At 69.4% G+C, this 20,340-nt stretch carries 15 protein-coding genes and 1 pseudogene; 4 read left to right on the top strand and 12 right to left on the bottom strand.

The window, feature by feature from the left end:
- The first annotated feature begins 50 nt into the window (after positions 1–50).
- Positions 51–266 (top strand): hypothetical protein, encoded by a 216-nt coding sequence (locus MHA02_RS03275; protein WP_147076530.1) that lies wholly within the window; start codon positions 51–53, stop codon positions 264–266.
- A 93-nt stretch (positions 267–359) separates the two neighbouring features.
- Here the strand turns inward: MHA02_RS03275 and MHA02_RS03270 are convergent, their stop codons facing one another.
- Positions 360–944 (bottom strand): DUF1796 family putative cysteine peptidase, encoded by a 585-nt coding sequence (locus MHA02_RS03270; RefSeq protein WP_170248994.1) that lies wholly within the window; start codon positions 942–944, stop codon positions 360–362.
- A 194-nt stretch (positions 945–1,138) separates the two neighbouring features.
- Between MHA02_RS03270 and MHA02_RS03265 the strand changes: the two are divergent.
- A pseudogene (locus MHA02_RS03265) lies at positions 1,139–2,230 on the top strand (glycosyltransferase family 2 protein); the annotation flags it as partial.
- Here MHA02_RS03265 and MHA02_RS03260 read toward each other — a convergent pair.
- The 11 genes from MHA02_RS03260 to MHA02_RS03210 form a co-directional block, all read right to left on the bottom strand.
- Entirely contained in the window at positions 2,217–2,807 is a 591-nt protein-coding gene (locus MHA02_RS03260; protein ID WP_147076527.1) for an SCO family protein, read from the bottom strand. The pseudogene MHA02_RS03265 and the gene MHA02_RS03260 sit on opposite strands and share 14 nt — an antisense overlap.
- Positions 2,808–2,903: 96 nt before the next feature.
- A complete protein-coding gene (gene cysG / locus MHA02_RS03255) occupies positions 2,904–4,361 on the bottom strand; it encodes a siroheme synthase CysG (RefSeq protein ID WP_147076526.1) in 1,458 nt (485 codons plus the stop codon).
- Between the two features lie 206 nt (positions 4,362–4,567).
- Entirely contained in the window at positions 4,568–7,246 is a 2,679-nt protein-coding gene (locus tag MHA02_RS03250) for a nitrate reductase (protein ID WP_147076525.1), read from the bottom strand.
- A gap of 200 nt (positions 7,247–7,446) precedes the next feature.
- The gene (locus tag MHA02_RS03245; RefSeq protein WP_147076524.1) at positions 7,447–9,051 is read right to left on the bottom strand and encodes a sulfite reductase subunit alpha; all 1,605 of its coding nucleotides are present in this window, start codon (positions 9,049–9,051) and stop codon (positions 7,447–7,449) included.
- A 235-nt stretch (positions 9,052–9,286) separates the two neighbouring features.
- Positions 9,287–11,092 carry a NirA family protein gene (locus tag MHA02_RS03240; protein WP_147076523.1) on the bottom strand — a complete coding sequence of 602 codons (1,806 nt, stop codon included), beginning with the start codon at positions 11,090–11,092 and terminating at the stop codon, positions 9,287–9,289.
- 12 nt (positions 11,093–11,104) lie between these two features.
- Positions 11,105–12,340 carry an NAD(P)/FAD-dependent oxidoreductase gene (locus tag MHA02_RS03235; protein WP_147076522.1) on the bottom strand — a complete coding sequence of 412 codons (1,236 nt, stop codon included), beginning with the start codon at positions 12,338–12,340 and terminating at the stop codon, positions 11,105–11,107.
- 14 nt (positions 12,341–12,354) lie between these two features.
- Complete coding sequence (locus tag MHA02_RS03230) at positions 12,355–13,152, bottom strand: ABC transporter ATP-binding protein (RefSeq protein ID WP_147076521.1); 798 nt, start codon at positions 13,150–13,152, stop codon at positions 12,355–12,357.
- 11 nt (positions 13,153–13,163) lie between these two features.
- The gene (gene ntrB / locus MHA02_RS03225) at positions 13,164–14,033 is read right to left on the bottom strand and encodes a nitrate ABC transporter permease (protein ID WP_147076520.1); all 870 of its coding nucleotides are present in this window, start codon (positions 14,031–14,033) and stop codon (positions 13,164–13,166) included.
- Positions 14,033–15,322, bottom strand: a complete 1,290-nt coding sequence (locus tag MHA02_RS03220) for a CmpA/NrtA family ABC transporter substrate-binding protein (protein ID WP_147076591.1) — start codon at positions 15,320–15,322, stop codon at positions 14,033–14,035. Before MHA02_RS03220 ends, ntrB begins: the two co-directional genes overlap by 1 nt.
- 329 nt (positions 15,323–15,651) lie before the next feature.
- A complete protein-coding gene (locus MHA02_RS03215; RefSeq protein ID WP_147076519.1) occupies positions 15,652–16,656 on the bottom strand; it encodes a CmpA/NrtA family ABC transporter substrate-binding protein in 1,005 nt (334 codons plus the stop codon).
- A complete protein-coding gene (locus tag MHA02_RS03210; RefSeq protein WP_147076518.1) occupies positions 16,653–17,240 on the bottom strand; it encodes an ANTAR domain-containing response regulator in 588 nt (195 codons plus the stop codon). The genes MHA02_RS03215 and MHA02_RS03210 overlap by 4 nt, the downstream gene beginning before the upstream one ends.
- Before the next feature lie 286 nt (positions 17,241–17,526).
- Between MHA02_RS03210 and MHA02_RS03205 the strand changes: the two genes are divergently transcribed.
- Together MHA02_RS03205 and MHA02_RS03200 are read left to right on the top strand one after the other, a co-directional pair.
- The gene (locus MHA02_RS03205) at positions 17,527–18,171 is read left to right on the top strand and encodes a hypothetical protein (protein WP_170248992.1); all 645 of its coding nucleotides are present in this window, start codon (positions 17,527–17,529) and stop codon (positions 18,169–18,171) included.
- A 280-nt stretch (positions 18,172–18,451) separates the two neighbouring features.
- Complete coding sequence (locus tag MHA02_RS03200) at positions 18,452–20,317, top strand: glycoside hydrolase family 15 protein (protein WP_147076516.1); 1,866 nt, start codon at positions 18,452–18,454, stop codon at positions 20,315–20,317.
- The last annotated feature ends 23 nt before the right edge of the window (positions 20,318–20,340 follow it).

Raw genomic sequence — 20,340 nt, 5'->3', positions numbered from 1 at the left:
TTCACGGTTCGTTCTTGTTTTGCTATCAAGCGATGGCCTGAGGATGGACCATGCATAGCCGCGACACGCAACACAGAGGTGCATTGGTTGCAATCGAGGAGTCAATCCGCGAAACGCTCGCAGCCCAGGATCAGCACATGGCTGCGTGGGATCTCCTTTGGAAAGAACGGGTTGCTAACAGTTTTGCCGGCGTAGACGAAGACGAGACCGAGCCCGCACTCTTCGTTCAATATGGCCCTGAACAACCGGAGGTTGTCCAGGTCTGATTGGCATTTACATCCTCCTCAACGCTTTTAGGGACGGTTCCCGAGCCGGGTAGAAGCTCGGCAGGTCCCCGCTCAACTCTCAGCCCTGCCGGCCTAGGCGCGAGGGCGCCCCGCCGCGTCCCGTATCCGCCCTACAACTTCGTCTGTGTCGGCTTGGTTCGGAAACGTCAGGCCATCTTGGGTAGGCGCGGTCGGATAGACCCGAGCGATCTCGACGCCATCGCAGGCCCAGTCTGCGCCATCGCCAAAGGCGATTGCGAGGATCTTGGCGTCGCCGAACAACCGTGTCGCGTTCGCCCGAAGCCTCTGTAGCTCGCCATTGAGAATAGCAGGCGCATCACCCATCACAACGAGAAGGGTTGAGGCGTCCAGGCCGAGAAACCGATTCGAGCGCCTGACAAACTTCGAACGATTTTCTTCGGTGCGCATATCGTGATGCGCATAGACCGGCCCAGCATTGTATCGTTGCCTGAAGACTTCGGGCGTCCAACTGTTGTCGTTCATACAGGGCAGCAAGCGGTCGAAATCTAAGAAATCAGCAAAATTGTCTTCCAAGCAGTGGTTTACGATTGGCAACGTTGTGAAGGCATCATCGAACGGATAGCGTTCTGGCGGAACGCCAACGGCATCGATCATTCGACGGGCTAGGCAGAACAGGCCAAGGCTGACGATCTTCATGGCAGACTGCTGCCACCGCACAACCCGAAGCGCAAGCGGGCGCCCCATCTCGCTCACGGGGCGACGTCGTTCGTGTTTTTCGTCATGCTTTCCAGCGCTCAGTAGCCTGATCGCTTTGGTTTAGTTGCCTCATAAGGCCAATAGCCCTAGCGTTCACGTCAACGCTTTTGGGTGAGATTGCTGCATAATACCGCGACTACCCGGAGGCCAAGCTCGACATCAAGATCCTGATCGAAGCCGACGACGACGCGACCGCCGCAGCGCTCGATGCGGCGGCGTTGCCGGCCCGCTTCGAAGTCGTCGTCGTGCCGCCGGGATCGCCGCGAACGAAGCCGCGGGCGCTCAACGTCGGCTTGCCGCTGGCGCGCGGAGACCTCCTCGTCGTCTACGACGCGGAGGATCAGGTCGATCCCGGCCAGCTCCGCGAGGCGGCGTACCGGTTTGCGCGCGAACCGGCTTCGACCGCCTGCCTGCAGGGCCGCCTCGTCATCGACAACTGCGCCGAGAGCTGGCTGACCCGGCTGTTCGCGATCGAGTATGCCGGCCTCTTCGACGTGCTGCTGCCCGCCTTGGCGGCGTGGCGGATGCCGATGCCGCTGGGCGGAACCTCGACGCATTTCCGCACGCGGGTGCTGCGGGAGCTTCACGGCTGGGATTCGTGGAACGTCACCGAGGATGCCGATCTCGGCATCCGGCTGGCGCTGGCCGGCTATCGCGTCGGCGACCTGCCGAGCCCGACCTTCGAGGCGGCTCCCAAGACCCTGCGGGCCTGGCTGCGGCAGCGGACCCGCTGGCTCAAGGGCTTCCTGCAGACGAGCTTCACCCACGGCCGACGTCCGCGCGAAGCGGTCCGGAGGCTCGGGCTCGCCGAGGCGTTGTGCGCCGTCGTCCTGTTGCCCGGCACCGTCGTCTCGGCCCTGCTCTACCCGCTCCTGACGATCTGGCTCGGAATCGCGTGGGCCTTGCCGGCCTCGAAGCCCGATGCCGGATTGATCGGGCATCTCACGAATGCCGGCGCGCTCGTCGTCCTGGCCGCGGGCTTCGCCGCCATGTGGCTTCCGGCGGCCGTCGGCTGCCTTCGGCGCGGCTGGACCGACCTCCTGGTCTTCACCGCCCTGATGCCGTTCTATTTCGCGCTCGTCAGCATCGCCGCCTGGATGGCGGTGTTCGAACTCGCCCGGCATCCCCACCGCTGGAACAAGACCGAGCACGGCCTGTCGCGCACCTCCCGCAGCGGGGCGCTGCACCTGAAGCGGCGACGGCCGCCCGACGTCAGATCCGATTAGCCAGTTCCTTGGCCGTGTCCTGCGGCGGCCGCTGCAGGTTGAGCGCGCTGACGAAGTCGTTGCGGCCGTCCACCACGTAGACCAGCGCCGTGTGCTCCATGACGTAGTCGCCGTCCTTGCCTTCGACCTTGCGGGCATAGCCGCGATAGGCCTTCACCGTCGCCGCGACCTGTTCCGGCGTGCCGGTCAGACCCGTGATGCGCGAATCGAAGCTCGACAGGTAGGTCTTGAGCACCTCCGGCGTGTCGCGCTCCGGATCGACGGTGACGAAGGCGACCTTGAGCCTGTCCGCCTTCGGGCCGAGCGCGGCGAGCACATCGGTGATCTGCTGCAGCGTCGTCGGGCAGACGTCCGGGCAATGGGTGAAGCCGAAGAAGACGAGATGCGTCGCACCGGCGAAATCGCGTTCGGTGACCGTCTTGCCGTCCTGGTTCACCAGCGTGAACGGGCCGCCGACGGCGCTCCTCACGGCCTGATCGTTCTTCGGTGCCAGATACATCATCGCCGCGGCCGAAAGCGCCACCAGGCCGGCGGCGAAGGCGAGCAGGATCAGGAAGGCGCGGGGCTTGGCGATCATGGCGGGTCCGGATGCGGGGACGCACCTCTACCCGGCGCGGCGCCGGGACGCCAAGGCCTGCCCCATGCGTCCGGTCGCCCCCTCGCCTGGACGAGCTCAGATCGCCAGCCGGTCCTGCCCGCTCTCGACGCTCACCCCGGCCTCGCGGCGCCCGAGGGCCTCGCCCACCATCAGGATCGCCGGTCCTTCGAGCCCGGCCGCCTCGATCCGTGCGGCGAGATCCGACGCCGTGCCGGTGACGGTGGCCTGTTCGGGCCGGGTCGCGTTGAACACCACGAGTGCGGGCGTCGCCGGTGCGAGCCCTTCGGCGATGGCGCGCTCCAGCAGCACGCCGAGGGTGCGCTTGGGCATATAGACCACGGTGGTGACGCTCGGATCGGCGAGCGCGCCCCAGTTCAGGTCCTCCGGCAACGCCCCGCGGCGGTCGTGGCCGGTGACGTATTGCAGGCGCCGCGCCGCGTCGCGGTGGGTCAGCGAGACGCCGAGCGAGGCGGCCGCGCCTTGCGCTGCGGTGACGCCGGGAACCACGGCGCAGGGGATCCCGGCGAGCCGGCAGGCCTCGATCTCCTCGCCGGCCCGGCCGAAGACGAGCGGGTCGCCGGATTTCAGCCGCACCACCTGCTTGCCGGACTTGGCGAGCGAGACCATCAGCGCGTTGATGTCGTCCTGGCGGCAGGACGGGCCGTGCCCGGTCTTGCCCACCAGCATGGTCCGGGCCTCGCGGCGCGCGTAGTCGAGGATCTCGGGGGCGACGAGGTCGTCGTAGAGGATGACGTCGGCGTTGCGCAGCGCCCGGAGCGCCTTGAGGGTCAGCAGCTCGGCGTCGCCCGGCCCGGCGCCGACGAGGGTCACCGCGCCGCCCTTCGGTGCCGCCTCGGCCTGTCCGAGAAGTTCTTCGAGGTCTCTCTCGGTCGGTGCCCGATCCGGCTCCGCGAAAGCACGGTCCGTAAAGCGCTCCCAGAAGCCGCGGCGCTCGGAGAAGCCGTGGAAGCGGCCGGTCACGGCCTCGCGCCAGTCGCGCGCCGCGCCGACCCAGCGGGCGAACCCGCGCGGCAGCATCGCCTCGATGCGGGCGCGCACGGTCTGGCCGAAGACGGGGGCGGCGCCCTCGGTCGAGATGCCCACCACCAGGGGCGAACGGTTGACGATGGCGCCGAACTTCACGTCGCAGAGATGCGGCCGGTCGACGGCGTTGACGATGGCCCCTGCCTTTCGCGCCTCGGAGACGAAACGGACGCAGTCGTCCTCGTCCTCCATTGCGCCGATGGCGAAGGCGGCACCCGTCAGGTCGGCCGGCGTCCATTCGCGGTGATGCAGGGTGACGGAGCCGGCGGCGATGTCGCCCGGCACGGCGAGCAGTTCCTCGCTCGGCTCGGGGGCGTAGACGTCGACGTTGGCCCCGGCGGCGGCGAGGAGCTTCACCTTCCAGGGCGCGCCGCCGTTCGAGCCGGCGAGCACCGCGCGCTTGCCCTGCAGCGGCACGAACACGGGCAGCACCGCCAGCGGCTCGAGGCCGGCGGAGCGGGTTTCGCGGGGTTGGCGGGGCGTGCTCATGGCCTGTGACACACGATCGAGTTCCGGCGGTCGAACGAATTCGGTCTATCCCCTTCTCGCCCTCACCCTGAGGTACCGGCGCGAAGCGGCGGCCTGGAAGGGCCTCCAGTTCGCGCATGGCTTCTGGAAGACCCTCCGAGGCCCGCTGGCGCGGGCACCTCAGGGTGAGGGCGAGACTTGGATAGATCTCGCGACGAAACCTGACCTCACGCGGCGTCGCGCGCAAGCGCCGGGGCGAGCAGCTTGCGGATCTCTGGGATGCACGAGCCGCAATTCGTTCCGGCCTTGCAGGCCGCGCCGACCTGTTCGACCGAGCCGGCGCCGGCGGCGATCGTCGCGGTGATGACGTCGAGGCCGACGCCGTGGCAGGCGCAGATCACGGGCCCAACCGAGGCCGTCTGGGTCCGGCCCGAGAGCAGGCTGCGCCGGTCGGCCACCTCGATCTCCGGCGCGGCGAAGACCTGCTTGGCGAGTTCCCAATCCGGGCGCCGCTCGCCGGTCTCCACGGCGAGGCAGGCCATGAGCCGGCCCTCGCGATAGGCCGCGAGCCGGTAGAGGCCCCGCGCATGGTCGGAATATTCGGCGAGTTCGTGCGCGGGAAACAGGCCGCGCAGCGCGAGCGCCACCTCTCGCGAACCGTCCTGGGTGGCGAAGATCAGCCCGGAGCCGCCCTGGACGGTCGCGCGGGTCCACCACCAGCCCGTGGGGGCCGGCAGCGCCGAGCGGGTCAGCAGGTAGCCGCGGGAGCGATAGGCGACGGGCTCGACCGCGGCCGGCGTCGCCTTCAACTCGGGTTGGCCGGAGACGGGATCCGGAACGCCGCGCACGAGGGCCACCACGCGGCCGTTCGAGGCGGTCATGTCGCTCCAGTGCATCGGCGCGAAGATGTTGCCCGGCCGCACGCCGTCGCTGACCGCGACTTCCAGGATCGCGTCGGCATGCGCCGTCGTCACCCGAGCGAACCCGCCTTCGGTCAGCCCGTAGCACGCGGCGTCGTCGGGATGGATTTCCACGAACGGCACGGCGCGGTGGGCCGAGAGGCGCTGGCTCTTTCCGGTCCGCGTCATGGTGTGCCAGTGGTCGCGCACCCGGCCGGTGTTGAGGATCAGCGGATGCTCCGCGGTCGCTGGCCGGGCCAGGGCCGGCGGCTGCACCGCGACGAAGCGGGCCCGTCTGTCGAAGGTGTAGAACCGCCCGTCCGCGAACATCCGCGCCCGGCCTTTTCGCGGATCCGGCCCGCGCTTCGTCAGCGGCCATTGCACCGGAGCCGCCGCGTCGTAGGCGCGGTCGCTGAGGTCGGCGAGGCCGCCGATGTCGAAGTCGCGGGTGCCCTCGTTCTCGAAGGCCGAGAGCGCGGCGTGCTCGCGAAAGATCTGCGCGGCGGAGGTGTAGGCGAAGGATCGGCCGTGCCCGAGGCGCTTGGCGACGTCGCTCATGATCGCCCAGTCGGCCCGGGCCTCGCCGGGGGCCTTCAGGAACCGGCGCTGGCGCGAGATGCGGCGCTCGGAATTGGTGACGGTTCCGTCCTTCTCGCCCCAGGCCAGCGCCGGCAGCAGCACGGTTTTTCTGGCCGTCGCGCGGGCGGTGTCGCTCGTGGCGAGCACCTCGGAGACGACGTAGAGGTCGAGCCCGGCGATCGCCTCGCGGATCGCGTCGGCGCGCGGCATCGACACGAGGGGGTTGGTGCCCATCACCCAGAGCGCCTTGATCTTGCCGCGGGCGATGGCCTCGAACATCGCCACCGCCTTCATGCCCTCGCCGGTGATGATGTTCGGCGCGTTCCAGAAGCGGCGGACCTTGTCGACCTCGTGGTTGTCGAAATGCATGTGCGCGGCGAGCATGTTGGCCAAGCCGCCGACCTCGCGGCCGCCCATGGCGTTGGGCTGGCCGGTGAGCGAGAACGGACCCATGCCCGGCTGCCCGATCCGCCCCGTCGCGAGGTGGCAGTTGATGATGGCGTTGCCCTTGTCGGTGCCCTGGGCCGACTGGTTCACGCCCTGGCTGAAGCAGGTCACGACCCGGCGCGTGCGGGTGAACAGCGCGAAGAACCGGCCGATATCGGCCTCGCTCAGGCCCGTCGCTGCGGCGGTGGCGGCGATGGTCGGGGCGATCGTGTGGGCGCGTTCCAGCGCGGCATCGAAGCCGGCGGTGTGCTCGGCGACGTAGGCCCGGTCGACCGCGCCCTGCCCGGCCAGATGCACGAGGAGACCGGAGAACAGGGCGGTATCGCTGCCGGGCTTCAGCCCGAGATGCAGGTCGGCCTCCTCGCCGGTCTGGGTGCGGCGGGGATCGATCGTGACGATCGTGGTGCCGCGCTTCGCCTTCGCGTCGGCCATGCGGCGGTAGAGGATCGGATGGCACCAGGCGGTGTTCGAGCCGACGAGCACCAACAGGTCGGCCTCGTCGAGATCCTCGTAGCAGCCGGGCACCGTGTCCGAGCCGAAGGCGCGGCGATGGGCGGCCACCGCGCTCGACATGCAGAGCCGCGAATTGGTGTCGACATGGGGCGTGCCCAGGAAACCCTTCGCGAGCTTGTTGGCGACGTAATAGTCTTCCGTCAGCAACTGGCCTGAGAGGTAGAACGCGACTGAATCCGGCCCATGCTGCTCCGCGATCCTCTTGAGGCCGCCGGCGACGGCGCCGAGGGCGCCTTCCCAGGTCACGCGCGCCCCGTCGACGATCGGGTGCAGCAGCCGGTCCTCGAACCCGAGCGTCTCGCCGAGCGCCGAGCCCTTGGAGCAGAGACGGCCGAAATTTGCCGGATGTTCCGTGTCGCCCGCGATCCCGGCCCCCCCCTGCCCGTCCGGGCTGGCCAGCACGCCGCAGCCCACGCCGCAATACGGGCAGGTGGTTTTTACGGTGGCGTCGGACACGGGCACGGTCATGGCGTGAGCCTCGGCGGGTTTTTTGTTTGAGGCAGCAAAAGTCGGGCCGCGCTGCCCGCGAAACCCTCTTCCCTCCGCGGGAGAGGGTGGCCCGCGAAGCGGGCCGGGAGAGGGGAGCGACAGTTCCGGAGAGGGCGCTCCCCTCTCCCGCCTGCTCCGCAGGCACCCTCCCCCGCAGAGGGGGGAGGGTTTCGCGTGTGTCAGTACACGTCCGCCTGATACCGCCCGGCCTTCTTCAGACCCGCGAGATAGGCGACCGCCTCGTCCGGCGACTTGCCGCCATGCTGGGCGGCGACGTCGATGATGGCGCGCTCGACGTCCTTGGCCATGCGCTTGGCATCGCCGCAGACGTAGAAGTGCGCGCCGCCCTCGAACCACTTCCAGAGATCGGCGCCGTTCTCGCGCATGCGGTCCTGGACGTAGGTCTTCTCGCTGCCGTCGCGCGACCAGGCGAGCGAGAGGCGGTTGAGCACCTTCTGGTCCTTCAGGGCGTTGAGCTCGTCCTTGTAGAAGAAGTCCGAGGCCTGCCGCTGGTGGCCGTAGAACAGCCAGTTGCGGCCCGGCGCCTGGGTCGCGGCGCGCTCGCGCAGGAAAGCGCGGAACGGCGCGATGCCGGTGCCCGGCCCGCACATGATCACGTCCTTCGACAAATCCTCCGGCAGCGCGAAGCCGTGCGCCTTCTGCAGGTAGATTTTCACTTTTGTCTTCTCGGGGATGCGCTCTCCGAGATGGGTGGAGGCGACGCCGAGCCGCAGGCGCGAGCGATGGTTGTAGCGGACCGCATCCACGGTCAGCGAAACCTTGCCGACATCGGCCTTCGGGCTCGACGAGATCGAATAGAGCCGCGGCTGCAGCTCATCGAGGGACTCCAGAAAGACCTCGGCGTCGGGGCGGGCGCCGGGGAACTTGTGGAGTGCGCCGAGGACGTCGAGATAGGCAGCGTCGCCGTCCGGGTCCTCGCCGGCCGAGAGCGCCTGCGCCTTTTTGCGGGCCGGTCCCGAGGTCAGCAGCGAGAGCAGCTGGTAGAGCCCGTCCGGGGCCGCGCCGAGGGAATAGTCGGTGAGCAGGCGGTCGCGCAGGGTCTTGCCGCCGATCATGCGCTCGGGCCGCGCGCCGAGTTCGGCGATGACCGCGTCGGCCAGAGCCGGGGCGTTGGCGGGAAACAGCCCGAGGCTGTCGCCGACGACGTACTCGATCGGCGTGTCCGTGAGGTCGATCTCGACGTGCCAGGTCTCCTTCTCGCCGCCCGGATCGTTGAGGCGGCGGCGGGACAGGAACAGCGCTTCGACCGGGTTCTCGCGGCAGAAGCCGAGGGGGCCGAGATCAGCCGCCGCCTTCGGCGCATCGCCGTCATCCGCCTTCGCGGGCACCGCGCTGCCCGAGGCGCCGAACTCCTCGTCGAGCTTCTTCAGCATCCGGAGCGTTTCCTTGCCGCCGGGCTGACAGAGGTTCAGGCGCTCCTCCTTCTTCAGGAAGATCGCGTTGGCATAGTCGGCGCAGTTGTAGCCGCACTGCCCGCAATCCTGCTGGGCCATGGCCGCCATGAGCTTCTGGGGCTCGGGCCGCTCCTTGGCCATGTCCATGCGGTCGGTGATCGGCATGGATGGGTCGTGCCAGGGGGCGTCGTCGTTGTCCGCCAGCCGCGGACCGGTTGCCGGCCCCTCCCCCGGCGCGAGGGCGGTGGCGCCCTCCACCGCGGGTCCGAGCAGCGCCGCGAAGTAACCCGACAGCCAGGAGCGCTGGTCCGCGTTGAACGGCGCGGTCTCGGGGATCAGGACGAGGGGCGGGGAAACGTGCTGGGTCATGCTGCGCTCCGGCCGCAGGCCGTGAAATGAGAGAGTGAATTCCTAGAGGTTACGATGCCCCCACCTCCCCCGTCATTCCGGGGCGCCGCAGGCGAACCCGGAATCCACCACTGGGCTCCGGGCTTCCGTTGGGCAGCGCGCCGCGTCGAGGATGTGCGGACGGGATGTGTCCAGTCGTGGATTCCGGGTTCCGCTGCGCGGCCCCGGAATGACGGTGGGTGTTGGACCGAAGCCATCACGCCGCGGCCTTCAGCGCAGGCTGCTCTTCGGCGGCGTCGCGCAGGGCGTCCGGCCCCTTGCGGGCCGTGAAGGCCTGGAAGCTCTCGTCCTTGCCGTCGCGGAGGGCGAGGTAGGTCTTGAGCAGGGCCTCGACGCGGCCCGGGCACTCCGCGGCCTTCACGGCCTTCCAGATCTCGGTGCCGATCTTCGGATTCTCGGCGAAGCCGCCGCCGACGACGATGTCGTAGCCCTCGACGGTGTCGCCCTCCTCGCCGACGGGGACCTTGGCCCCGATCAGGCCGATATCGCCGATGTAGTGCTGGGCGCAGGAATGGTGGCAGCCGGTGAGGTGGACGTTCACCGGCACGTCGAGGGCCGGCACGGCCTGCTCGACGTGGGCGGCGATGATCATCGCGTCGCCCTTGGTGTCGGCGGCGGCGAACTTGCAGCCGTTCATGCCCGTGCAGGCGACGAGGCCGGCGCGGATGCTGGAGGCCGCGGTGGTGAGGCCGAGCGCGACGACCCGGCTCTCGACCTCGGCGACCTTCGCGTCCGGCACCCCTGAGAAGATGAAGTTCTGCCAGACCGTCATGCGGATCTGGCCGTCGCCGCACTCGGACGAGATCTTGGCGAGCGCCCGCATCTGGTCGGTGGTCATCTTGCCGACGGGCAGGACGACGCCGATCCAGTTCAGGCCCTGTTGGACTTGGGCATGCACGCCGACATGGGCGAAGCGGTTCGTGACCTTGCGCGGCGCGACATGGGCCGGATCGACCCGGTCGAGCTTGCGCCCGAGCTTCTCCTCGACGGCGGCGAGGTACTTCTCGAAGCCCCAGGCGTCGAGGACGTACTTCATCCGGCTCTTGTTGCGGTTGGTCCGGTCGCCGTGCTCGATGAAGACGCGCAGGATCGCGTCGGCCACCGCGTTGCACTCCTCCGGCTTCAGCACCACGCCGGTGTCGCGGGCGAGGTCCTTGTGGCCGGAGATGCCGCCGAGCACGAGGCGCATCCAGACGCCGGCTGCGACGCCCGCGCCCTCGAGCACCTCGATCGCCTGGAAGCCGATGTCGTTGGTCTCCTCCAGCACCGGCATGACGCCGCCGCCATCGAAGGCGACGTTGAACTTGCGGGGCAGGCCGTAGAGCGAGCGGTCGTTCAGGATCCAGTTGTGCCAGGACTTGGCGAGCGGGCGCGTGTCCAGGATCTCCTGTGCGTCGATGCCGGCGGTGGGCGAGCCGGTGACGTTGCGGATGTTGTCGGCACCCGAGCCGCGGGCCGTCAGTCCGAGATCGGTCAACCCGTCGAGGAAGGGCTGGCCGTGCTCGGGCGCGATCTCGCGGACCTGCAGGTTCGCGCGGGTGGTGACATGGGCGTAGGGGCTTCCGTGAGCGTCGGCGAGATCGGCGATGCCGGCGAACTGCCAGTGGTGCAGGATGCCGTTCGGGATGCGCAGCCGGCACATGTAGTGGGTCTTGTTCGGCGCGAGCCAGAACAGGCCGTGGTAGCGCCAGCGGAAATTGTCCTCGGGCTTCGGCGCCTTGCCCGTCGCGGCCTCGGCGATCAGGCGGTTATGGCCCTCGAACGGGTTCTCGGCGCGCTTCCACTTCTCCTGGTCGCAGAGCTTGCCGCCGTCCTTGATCGTGCGGTCCTGCGCCTTGAGATGGATCGCGTCCGGCCCGGTCGGCTCGGCCGGGGGCCCCGAGGCCGCGCCGCCCAGAGCGAGGCCGCCGGTCATGCGGGCGGCGGCGATGCCCGAGGCGAAGCCTTCGAGGTAGCGCTTCTGCTCGGCGTCGAAGTCCAGAGCGGCGAGGTCGTCAGCCATTCCTTGCGTCCTTCACGCTGCGAGGGATGTCTTGGCGGGGGATGGAGCGGGCGTCCCGAACATCAGGTCGTCCCGGTCGTCGGCAGTGAGTGCGGCGCCGGTGCGGATGAGCTCCTTGCACCGGGCCTGCTCGGAGATGTCGCCGACGAAGACCGCGCCGGCGAGGCGGCCGTCCTGGATCGTCAGCTTGCGGTAGAGGCCGGCGGCGGCATCGTGCAGCACGATCGCCTCGGCCCCGTCCGGCGTGTCGACGATGCCGGCGGAGAACACCGGCAGGCCCGAGACCTTCAGGCTCGTCGCCAGCAAGGTGCCGGCATAGGCGGCGTCCTCGCCGAGCAGGCAGCGGCTCAGCACCTCGGCCTGCTCGTAGGCGGGCTCGACGAGGCCGTAGGCCATGCCGCGATGCTCCGCGCATTCGCCGAGCGCGAAGATGCGCGGATCGGAGGTCGTCATGCGGTCGTCGACCTTGATACCGCGGCCGATCGCCAGGCCGCAGGCCGCGGCGAGTGCGGTCGAGGGCTTGATGCCCACCGACATCACGACGAGGTCGGCGGTGAGCACGGTGCCGTCCTTGAGGCACAGGCGCTCGACGCGGGTCTCGCCCTCGATGCAGGCGGTGTCGGCCGAGAGCAGCATCCTGACGCCGCGTGCTTCCATCGCCGCCTTCACGAGGCGGGCGGCGCTGTGGTCGAGCTGACGCTCCATCACCCGGTCCATGACGTGGAGCAGGGTGGTGTCGACGCCGAGCCGGGCGAGCCCGACGGCGGCTTCGAGCCCGAGCAGGCCGCCACCGATGACGATGGCCCTGGCATGCTCGACGGCCGCCTTGCGGATGGCGGCGACGTCGGCGAAGTCGCGAAACGTGACGACGCCGGGCAGGTCGCCGCCGGGCAGCGGCAAGCGGATCGGCAGGGAGCCGACTGCCAGCACGAGGTGGTCGTAGCCGGTGACGAAGGTGTCTCCGACATGGACCGTGGCCTTGGCCCGGTCGATGGCGGTGACCGGCGCGCCGGTGATCAGGCGGATGCCGTGCTCGGCGTACCAGTCGAGCCCGCGGAAGCCGCAGGCGGCCTCGTCGACCTCGCCGCCCAGCAGCGAGGACAGCAGCACCCGGTTGTAGGCGGCCACCGGCTCGGCACCGACGACGGTGATGTCGAACCGGCCCGGCGCACGCTCCGTCAGCCGCTCCAGGAAGCGGAGCGAGGCCATGCCGTTTCCGACGACGACGAGCTTTTCTTGTGTACTCATGCCGCTTCCCGGACTCACGCGGCGAGGACGGCGGGCTGGGCGTGGCGGGCGTAGAGGAACTCCAGCACGGCGGCGCGGGCATGCACGTAGGTGGCGTCCTCGACGAGGTCGAGCCGGCGGCGCGGGCGCTTCAGAGGCACGGTCAGGATCTCGCCGATGGTGGCGGAGGGTCCGTTCGTCATCATCACGATGCGGTCGGAGAGCAGCACCGCCTCGTCCACGTCGTGGGTGATCATGATGACGGTGTTCTTCAGCCGCATCTGGATCTCCATGATCGAGTCCTGGAGATGGGCGCGGGTGAGCGCGTCGAGGGCGCCGAAGGGCTCGTCCATCAAGAGCACCTTCGGCTCCATGGCGAGCGCACGGGCGATGCCGACGCGCTGCTTCATGCCGCCGGAGATCTCCGGCGGGCGCTTGTCGGCGGCGTGCATCATGTTCACGAGGGCAAGGTTGTGCTCGATCCACTCCGTGCGCTCGGCACGGCTCTTCCGGCCGCGAAAAACCTTGTCGACGGCGAGCGCGACGTTTTCGCGGACCGTGAGCCACGGCAGCAGCGAGTGGTTCTGGAAGACCACGGCGCGGTCTGGGCCGGGGGCGTTGACCTCCTTGCCGTCGAGCAGCACGCCGCCGGTTGAGGCCTTGAGCAGGCCGGCGACGATGTTGAGCACCGTCGACTTGCCGCAGCCCGAATGGCCGATGATCGAGACGAACTCGCCCTTGGCGATGGTGAGGTCGACCTCGCGCAGCACTTCCGACGTCTTGCCGCCGCGGGTGAAGCTGATGCCGACCTGGGAGAGGGTGAGATGGGCCATGCTGATGTCCCTCAGGCTGCGCTGGTGCCGCGGGTCACGAGCGAGCCGACGCCGGCCACCAGCCGGTCGAGGACGAAGCCGATGAGCCCGACATAGACGAGGGCGACGATGATCTCGCTGATGTGCGAGGAGTTCCACGCGTCCCAGATGAAGAAGCCGATCCCGACGCCGCCGATCAGCATCTCGGCCGCGACGATGGCGAGCCAAGACAGGCCGACGCCGATGCGAAGGCCGGTGAAGATGTACGGTGCCGCCGAGGGCAGCATGATCTTCCAGAAGAACTCGATCGGGTTCAGCCGGATCACGGCCGAGACGTTGCGATAGTCCTGCGGAATGTTGCGGATGCCGACGGCGGTGTTGATGATGATCGGCCAGATCGAGGTGATGAAGATCACGAAGATGGCCGAGGGCTGGCCGTCGCGGAACGCCGCGAGGGAGAGGGGCAGCCAGGCCAAAGGCGGGATGGTCCGCAGCACCTGGAAGATCGGGTCGAGCCCGCGCATCGCCCATTCGGACTGGCCGACGAGGGTGCCGAGCATCACGCCGGCGATCACGGCCAGCGAGAAGCCCAGCGCCACGCGCTGGAGGCTCGCGGCGAGGTGCCAGAAGAGCCCTTTGTCGGTGCCGCCATTGTCGTAGAACGGGTGGGCGATGACGTCCCAGGCCTCGGTGACGACGCGCGAGGGCGGCGGCAGGCCGGCCGTCGGGGAGGAGCACAGCATCTCCCAGAGCAGCATGAAGACGGCGAGCACCACGAGCGGCGGGATCACGCGGGCGGCGACGCCCTTGATGCCCTTCATCGTGATGATCGGACCGCGCGACTTCACTGAGGCCGTGTCGCGGCCGGCAGTGCCGAGGGCGAGAGCGGAGGAGGATGCCATCACGCCACCTTCTTGATGCCGAGGCTGGCCAGGTAGGCGGCCGGATCGGCCGGGTCGAAGACCTTGCCGTCGAAGAAGGTCTCCTTGCCGCGCGACGTGGAGGTCGGGATCGCGCTGACGCCGAGCGCCTTGGCCGCCTCGCGCCAGATGTCCTCGCGGTTCACCTTGGCGATCAGCGCCTTGGTGTCGGTCTGCGCGTCGAACTTGCCCCAGCGGATGTCCTCGGTGAGGAACCAGAGGCCGTGGCTCTGGTAGGGATAGGAGGCGTCGTCGGCGAAGAACTTCATCACGAAGGGGCTGTTCTCGACGACGCGGCCGTCGCCGTAATCGATGGTGCCCTTCATCCGGCCGGCGACGTCGGCGACGGGGATGTTGATCCACTGGCGCTTGGCGACGATCGCCGCGAACTCGTCGCGGTTCTCCGGCTTGTCGCACCAGATCTGCGCTTCGAGCACGGCCATGGTCAGGGCCTTGGCGGCGTTCGGGTACTTCTCGACCCAGGAGGCCCGCATGGCGAAGGCCTTCTCCGGGTGGTCCTTCCAGATCTCGCCGGTGGTCAGCGCCGAGTAGCCGAGGCCCTGCTGCACGAGCTGTGCGTTCCACGGCTCGCCGACGCAGAAGCAGTCCATGGTGCCGACCTTCATGTTCGCCACCATCTGCGGGGGCGGGACCACGATGGTCTCGATGTCCTTGTCGGGGTCGATGCCGCCGGCGGCGAGCCAGTAGCGGATCCAGAGGTCGTGGGTGCCGCCGGGGAAGGTCATCGCCGCCTTCACCGACTTGCCGGCGGCCTTCTTCTTCTCGATCGCCGCCTTGAACACCTTGGAGTCGAGGGCGACCTTCTGGTCGAGGTACTCCTTGGCCACCGAGATGCACTGGCCGTTGGTGTTGAGCCGCGCCAGGATCTGCATCGGGACGGGGACGTTGTTCTGCGTCACCCGGCCGGCGGTGATCAGGTAGGGCATCGGCGTCAGGATGTGCGCGCCGTCGATGCCGTTGCCCTCGGAGCCGAGGACGAGGTTGTCGCGGGTGGTGCCCCAGGACGCCTGCTTCAGCACCTCGACGTCGGGCATGCCGTGCTTGGCGAAGAAGCCCTTCTCCTTGGCCACGAAGAGCGGCCCGGCATCGGTCAGCGCGATGAAGCCGAGCTTGGCTCCCTTCACCTCCGGCCCGGCCCCCTGCGCGAAGGCCCCGCCCGGGAGCGCCGCGCGGGCGGCGGCGGTCAATGCCAGCGTGGCGGCGGCTCCCTTGAGGAGCCCGCGACGCGTGTTGCCTCGATCGAAATTCATTCCGTTGCCAAGCCCCTGCCGCGTCGAGACGCGGAAAAAGAACGAAAAAAGCCGCTGGTCGAGATCGTCCGCGCGATGGTGCATCGCGGGTGGAAGATCCGGATCAGCGGCCTTGCTGACGGCGAGTACCCGTCGCCGTTGACAGGATGCGGGGTGGTTTGCACGAACCGTGCCAGCAGGCCGGAACGCCTCCAAGCCGTTGGTGCGGCGACCTGATTTCCGGATTTTCCAGGGAGCGGCCGATGCGGCCGCGCGCTCCGTTGCGCTGCACAAAAATGAGGCGTCTGGCGCATTGGTCCGCACGGCGCGGGGCAGGCGCCGCCGAATGGCTAAGCTTTGAGCAGATCCGGGCGGTAGAAGCCGCGCGCCGCAGCCGCGGCTTCGGCCGGGTTCGCGATCTGGCCCGAGGCCGCCATCTGCTCGGCGAGCCAGAGCCCGTGCTCGGGCCGCGGCCGGTGCACCTCGGCGCCGAGCCGCAGGTAGTCGGGATCGGTATGGCGCAGGCCGGCGGAATCCACGACGAGATGGCCGGTGAGGGAGCGCCGGATCAGGTCGGTGTCGGGGCCGAGGCCGCCCCTCTCCGAGAGCAGTTCGGCGAGTTCGCCGACATTGGCCGGGTCGGCGCACCAGATCCCGGCGCGATTCACCGCCTCGACCAGCGGCGCCAGCGCCTCGGCCTGCGAGGCGTGCACGGCCAGCACCTTTTCCGGGCAGTCGGGCACGATGGCGCAGCCGAGCGCGGCGATGCGGCCGAGCCCGGCGGCGACGGCGATGCTGTTCCAGGGCGCACCGACGCAGACTCCGTCGATCTCGCCGCGGCCCAGCGCCTCGACGGTCTGGGGCGGGGGCACCACGACGATGCGCACGGACTGCGCGAGGTCGAGGCCGCCGCGCGCGGCGAAGAGCCTGAGCTGGTAGCTGTGGCAGGAGAACGGATGGACCGTGGCGAGGGTCAGCGGCCGGCCCTCCCCCGCCCGGTCGCGGGCGACCCGGGCGAAGGCGGTGGCCACCGTATCGAGGTCGTCGCTCTCCGGCGCCATCGCCGCCCAGAGCGCCGGCGACAGGGTGATGGCGTTGCCGTTGAGGTTCAGCGCCATCGGCGCCACCAGATCCGCCTGCGGGCCGGACAGGCCGAGCCGCGTCGCCAGCGCCAGCGGCGCCAGCATGTGCGCCGCGTCGAGGTGCCCGAGCGCCAGCCGGTCGCGCAGCGTCGCCCAGGACGGCTCGGGCGAGAGCACGAGGTCGATCCCCTCCTCCCGCGCGAAGCCGAGCTCGGCCGCGGCGAGGACCGGGGCGGCGTCGGTCAGGGGGACGTATCCGAGATCGACCCTCATCCGAGCAGGTCCGCCGCGGTGACGATGGCCTTGGCGATGTCGATGATCTTGCGCTTCTCGTTCATCGCCTGCTTGCGCAGCAGCTTGTAGGATTCTTCCTCCGACAGCCCCTTGCGGCTCATCAGGATGCCCTTGGCGCGGTCGATGACCTTGCGGTCGGCGAGTTCGCTCTTCGCCTCCAACAACTCGCGCTGGAGCCGGGCGAAGGCGTTGAAGCGCAGGATCGCGATGTCGAGGATCGGCCGGATCCGTTCCGTGCGCAGGCCGTCGACGACGTAGGCCGAGATGCCGGCATCCACCGCCGCCTGCATCATGGTGGCGTCCGAGCGGTCGACGAACATCGCCACCGGGCGCTCCACGTGCCGGGCGATGCCCGACATTTGCTCCAGGATGTCCCGGCTCGGGCTCTCGAGATGCACCACCACCACGTCGGGCTTCAGCGCCGCGACCCGCGCCTGCAGGTCGGGGCCGTCCGCCACGACGACGACCGTGCCGACGCCGGCCGCGCGCAGTCCCTCCTCGAGGATCGCGGCGCGCACGCGGCTCGGATCGATCACGGCGACGGTGAGGCTGGTCTCGGTCATCGAGGCCGGTTGGTTCGCATGGAGGTGTTGGGAAGCGGGGCAGGCGGTAGCGTGGCGACGACCGGGTTTGCAAGCCGCATGCCCGCATGGGCCGGTCTCCGCAGCTGCTGCCCTTACGGGTCCGGCACTACGGTTCCGGAACGGTGAAGCGCGTGGCCCCTTCCCTCGGCGTCCCAACGGGGCAAATCACGACACATTGTTACGCGCCCGAGACGAAAAGGCCCAGGTTCCGCCGCAAACGAACCAGCTAATGCCCTCACGCGGCGAACCGGGAGGCTTTCAGTCGATGAGCGCAGGTGGCCCTCACGATCCCGGTATGGAGTCGCTCACGACGTCCCGCGGCTCGGCTCCGCCGTTCCTTCCGACGCTGGCGACCGCGCTCGCCGTCGGCCTTCTTTCGCTGGTCTGCCGTGGACCATCCGCGCCCGAGGCCCCCGCTGCCCCCGTCGCCATGGTCCAGGCCGCGCCCGCCGGCGCCGACGGTTTCCATGCGGCGACGAGCGCAGCCGAATCCGCTCCGACCATTCCGGCGGCCCTCGCCTTCGCGCGCCTGCATCCGCTGACGCTGCAGATCCCGCACCTCGCCGCTGCCGACGAGAGCGCCAAGGCTTCCGCTGTGCGCACCACCCGCTCGGCCGCCGCCACGCGCCGCCCCTGCCCCGCGTCGCGTTGCGGCGAGACACGCCGTGTCGACACGGCCGTCCGTGCCGCACCGGCGCCGATCAAGTCCGCCTCCGAACCGGCTGCGATCCCGGAGCCGATGCGCGGACAGGCGGATGCGGATGAGGGCCTGCTGCCCTTGGACGTTCTGCCCTTCGCCGCGACGGCCGCGTCCTGGGTCGAGAGCGCCCGCAAGCTCGGCAGGGGGGTCGGCGGCGACGCGGCCTCGCTGGGCGGCACGGTGGTCGCTCTCATCGCCTGCGCCCGCTGATTTCTCCGGATCTTCTGCCGCGAAACATACCGGCGGCCGCAACCGGCGACCCTTCGAGCGATCGGCCGCCGGCAAACGCGAAGGCGCGCCGCCGCTCATGCGGCGTCCGGCCCTGGAGGCGTCGGCCGTCATGGCCGCCGGTCGTAGATACGGCTTGGGGCGCTGGCTGAGCGCACCGCAACACAGCCCCGCTTCAGGAAGCTGCGACCGGGCTGGATCGGTTCGGGCGCGGCCCTAACTCAGATTTGACGGTCGAGGGCGCGCCGTCGTCTGAGGATTCATGGCAGGTCGGATCGAAGATTACGCGCTGATCGGCGACGGCCGGACCGCGGCGCTGGTGGGACGCGACGGCAGCATCGACTGGCTGTGCTGGCCGCGCTTCGACGCCTCGGCCCTGTTCGCCAAACTGCTCGGCACTGAGGAACACGGCTTCTGGAAGCTCGCGCCGGTGGCGGAGCACGCCCATCATTCCTGGCGCTATCGCACCGGCTCGCTGGTGCTCGACACCTATCACACGACCCACGAGGGCGAGGTCCGCGTCACCGACTACATGCCCGCCGCCGACGGCTCGCACCTGATCCGCCTCGTCGAGGGTCGCAAGGGCAAAGTCGCGATGCGCATGGATCTCGCCGTGCGCTTCGATTACGGCTCGGCGACGCCCTGGGTCTCGCGCAACGAGCTCGGGGACCTGCGGGCGATCTCAGGCCCGCACAAGGTCGTCCTGCGGACGCGGGCGCCGCTCAGGGGTTCGGGCCAGACCACCGTCTCTGAATTCACGATCCACGAGGGCGAGACGCAGTGGTTCGTGATGAGCTACGGCCCGTCGCATCTCGACGACCCGCCGCCGATCGAGCCGCGCAAGGTCTTGGCCGAGACCAACCGGTTCTGGCGCGAATGGTCGGACCATTGCGCCACGGGCACGCCCTGGGACGCGATGCTCAAGCGCTCGCTGCTGACCCTGAAGGCGCTGATCTACCGGCCGACCGGCGGGATCGTGGCCGCACCGACCACCTCCCTGCCGGAGGATCTCGGCGGGGTGCGCAACTGGGACTACCGCTTCTGCTGGCTTCGCGATTCGAGCTTCACCCTGCTCGCGCTGATGGATTCGGGCTTCATCGAGGAGGCGCGGGCCTGGCGCGACTGGCTGCTGCGGGCGGTCGCCGGCAGCCCGGAGCAGGCCCACATCCTCTACGGCATCGCCGGCGAGCGCCTGCTGCCCGAGATCGAGCTCGACTGGCTGCCCGGCTACGAGGGCTCGAAGCCGGTGCGGATCGGCAACGCGGCGATCTCGCAGTTCCAGCTCGACGTCTACGGCGAGCTCTTCGATGCGCTCTACCAGGCCCGCCAGCGCGGCATGCGCGGCGACAAGGACGGCTGGCGCGTCGGCCGCGCGATCATGAAGCACCTCGAGACGGCGTGGCGGGAGCCCGACGAGGGCATCTGGGAGGTCCGCGGCGGGCGCCGGCACTTCGTGCATTCCAAGGTGATGGCCTGGGTCGCCTTCGACCGGGCCATCCGCGGCCATAGCGAGGAGGAGACGCCGCAGGCGCCGATCGGCCTGTGGCGCCGTATCCGCGACGAGATCCACGCCGAGGTCTGCGAGAAGGGCTTCGACCCTGAGCTCAACAGCTTCGTGCAGTCCTACGGCTCGAAGGCGCTCGACGCGAGCCTGCTCCTGATCGGCCATATGGGCTTCCTGCCCCAGGACGATCCCCGCGTGGTCGGCACGGTCGAGGCGGTGGAGAAGCACCTGATGCGCGAGGGCTTCATCCTGCGCTACGAGACCGAGGGCTCCACCACCGACGGGCTGCCCGGCAACGAAGGTGCCTTCCTGCCCTGCACCTTCTGGTACGCCGACAACCTGATCGGCCTTGGCCGCTGCGAGGAGGCCCGCGCAATCATCGAGCGCCTGATCGGCGTCTGCAACGACCTCGGGCTCGTGGCCGAGGAATACGACGTGAAGCGAAAGCGACTGGTGGGCAACTTCCCGCAGGCCTTCACGCACGTTGCACTCGTGAACACGATCCTCAATTACAGCCGCGCGGTTTCGCCGAGCGCGAAGCGCGGAACGGCCCGGGCGGAAGACGACGTGAGCGAGGCGGAGGAGACTTCCGCCGTCTCGCCGGCCACCGCCCTGCCGCTCTGACGATGACGAATTTGGGAAGACAC

Origin of the sequence: Methylobacterium haplocladii (assembly GCF_007992175.1) — a bacterium.
GTDB lineage: Bacteria > Pseudomonadota > Alphaproteobacteria > Rhizobiales > Beijerinckiaceae > Methylobacterium > Methylobacterium haplocladii.
This window is presented reverse-complemented; position numbering and strand designations above follow the sequence as displayed.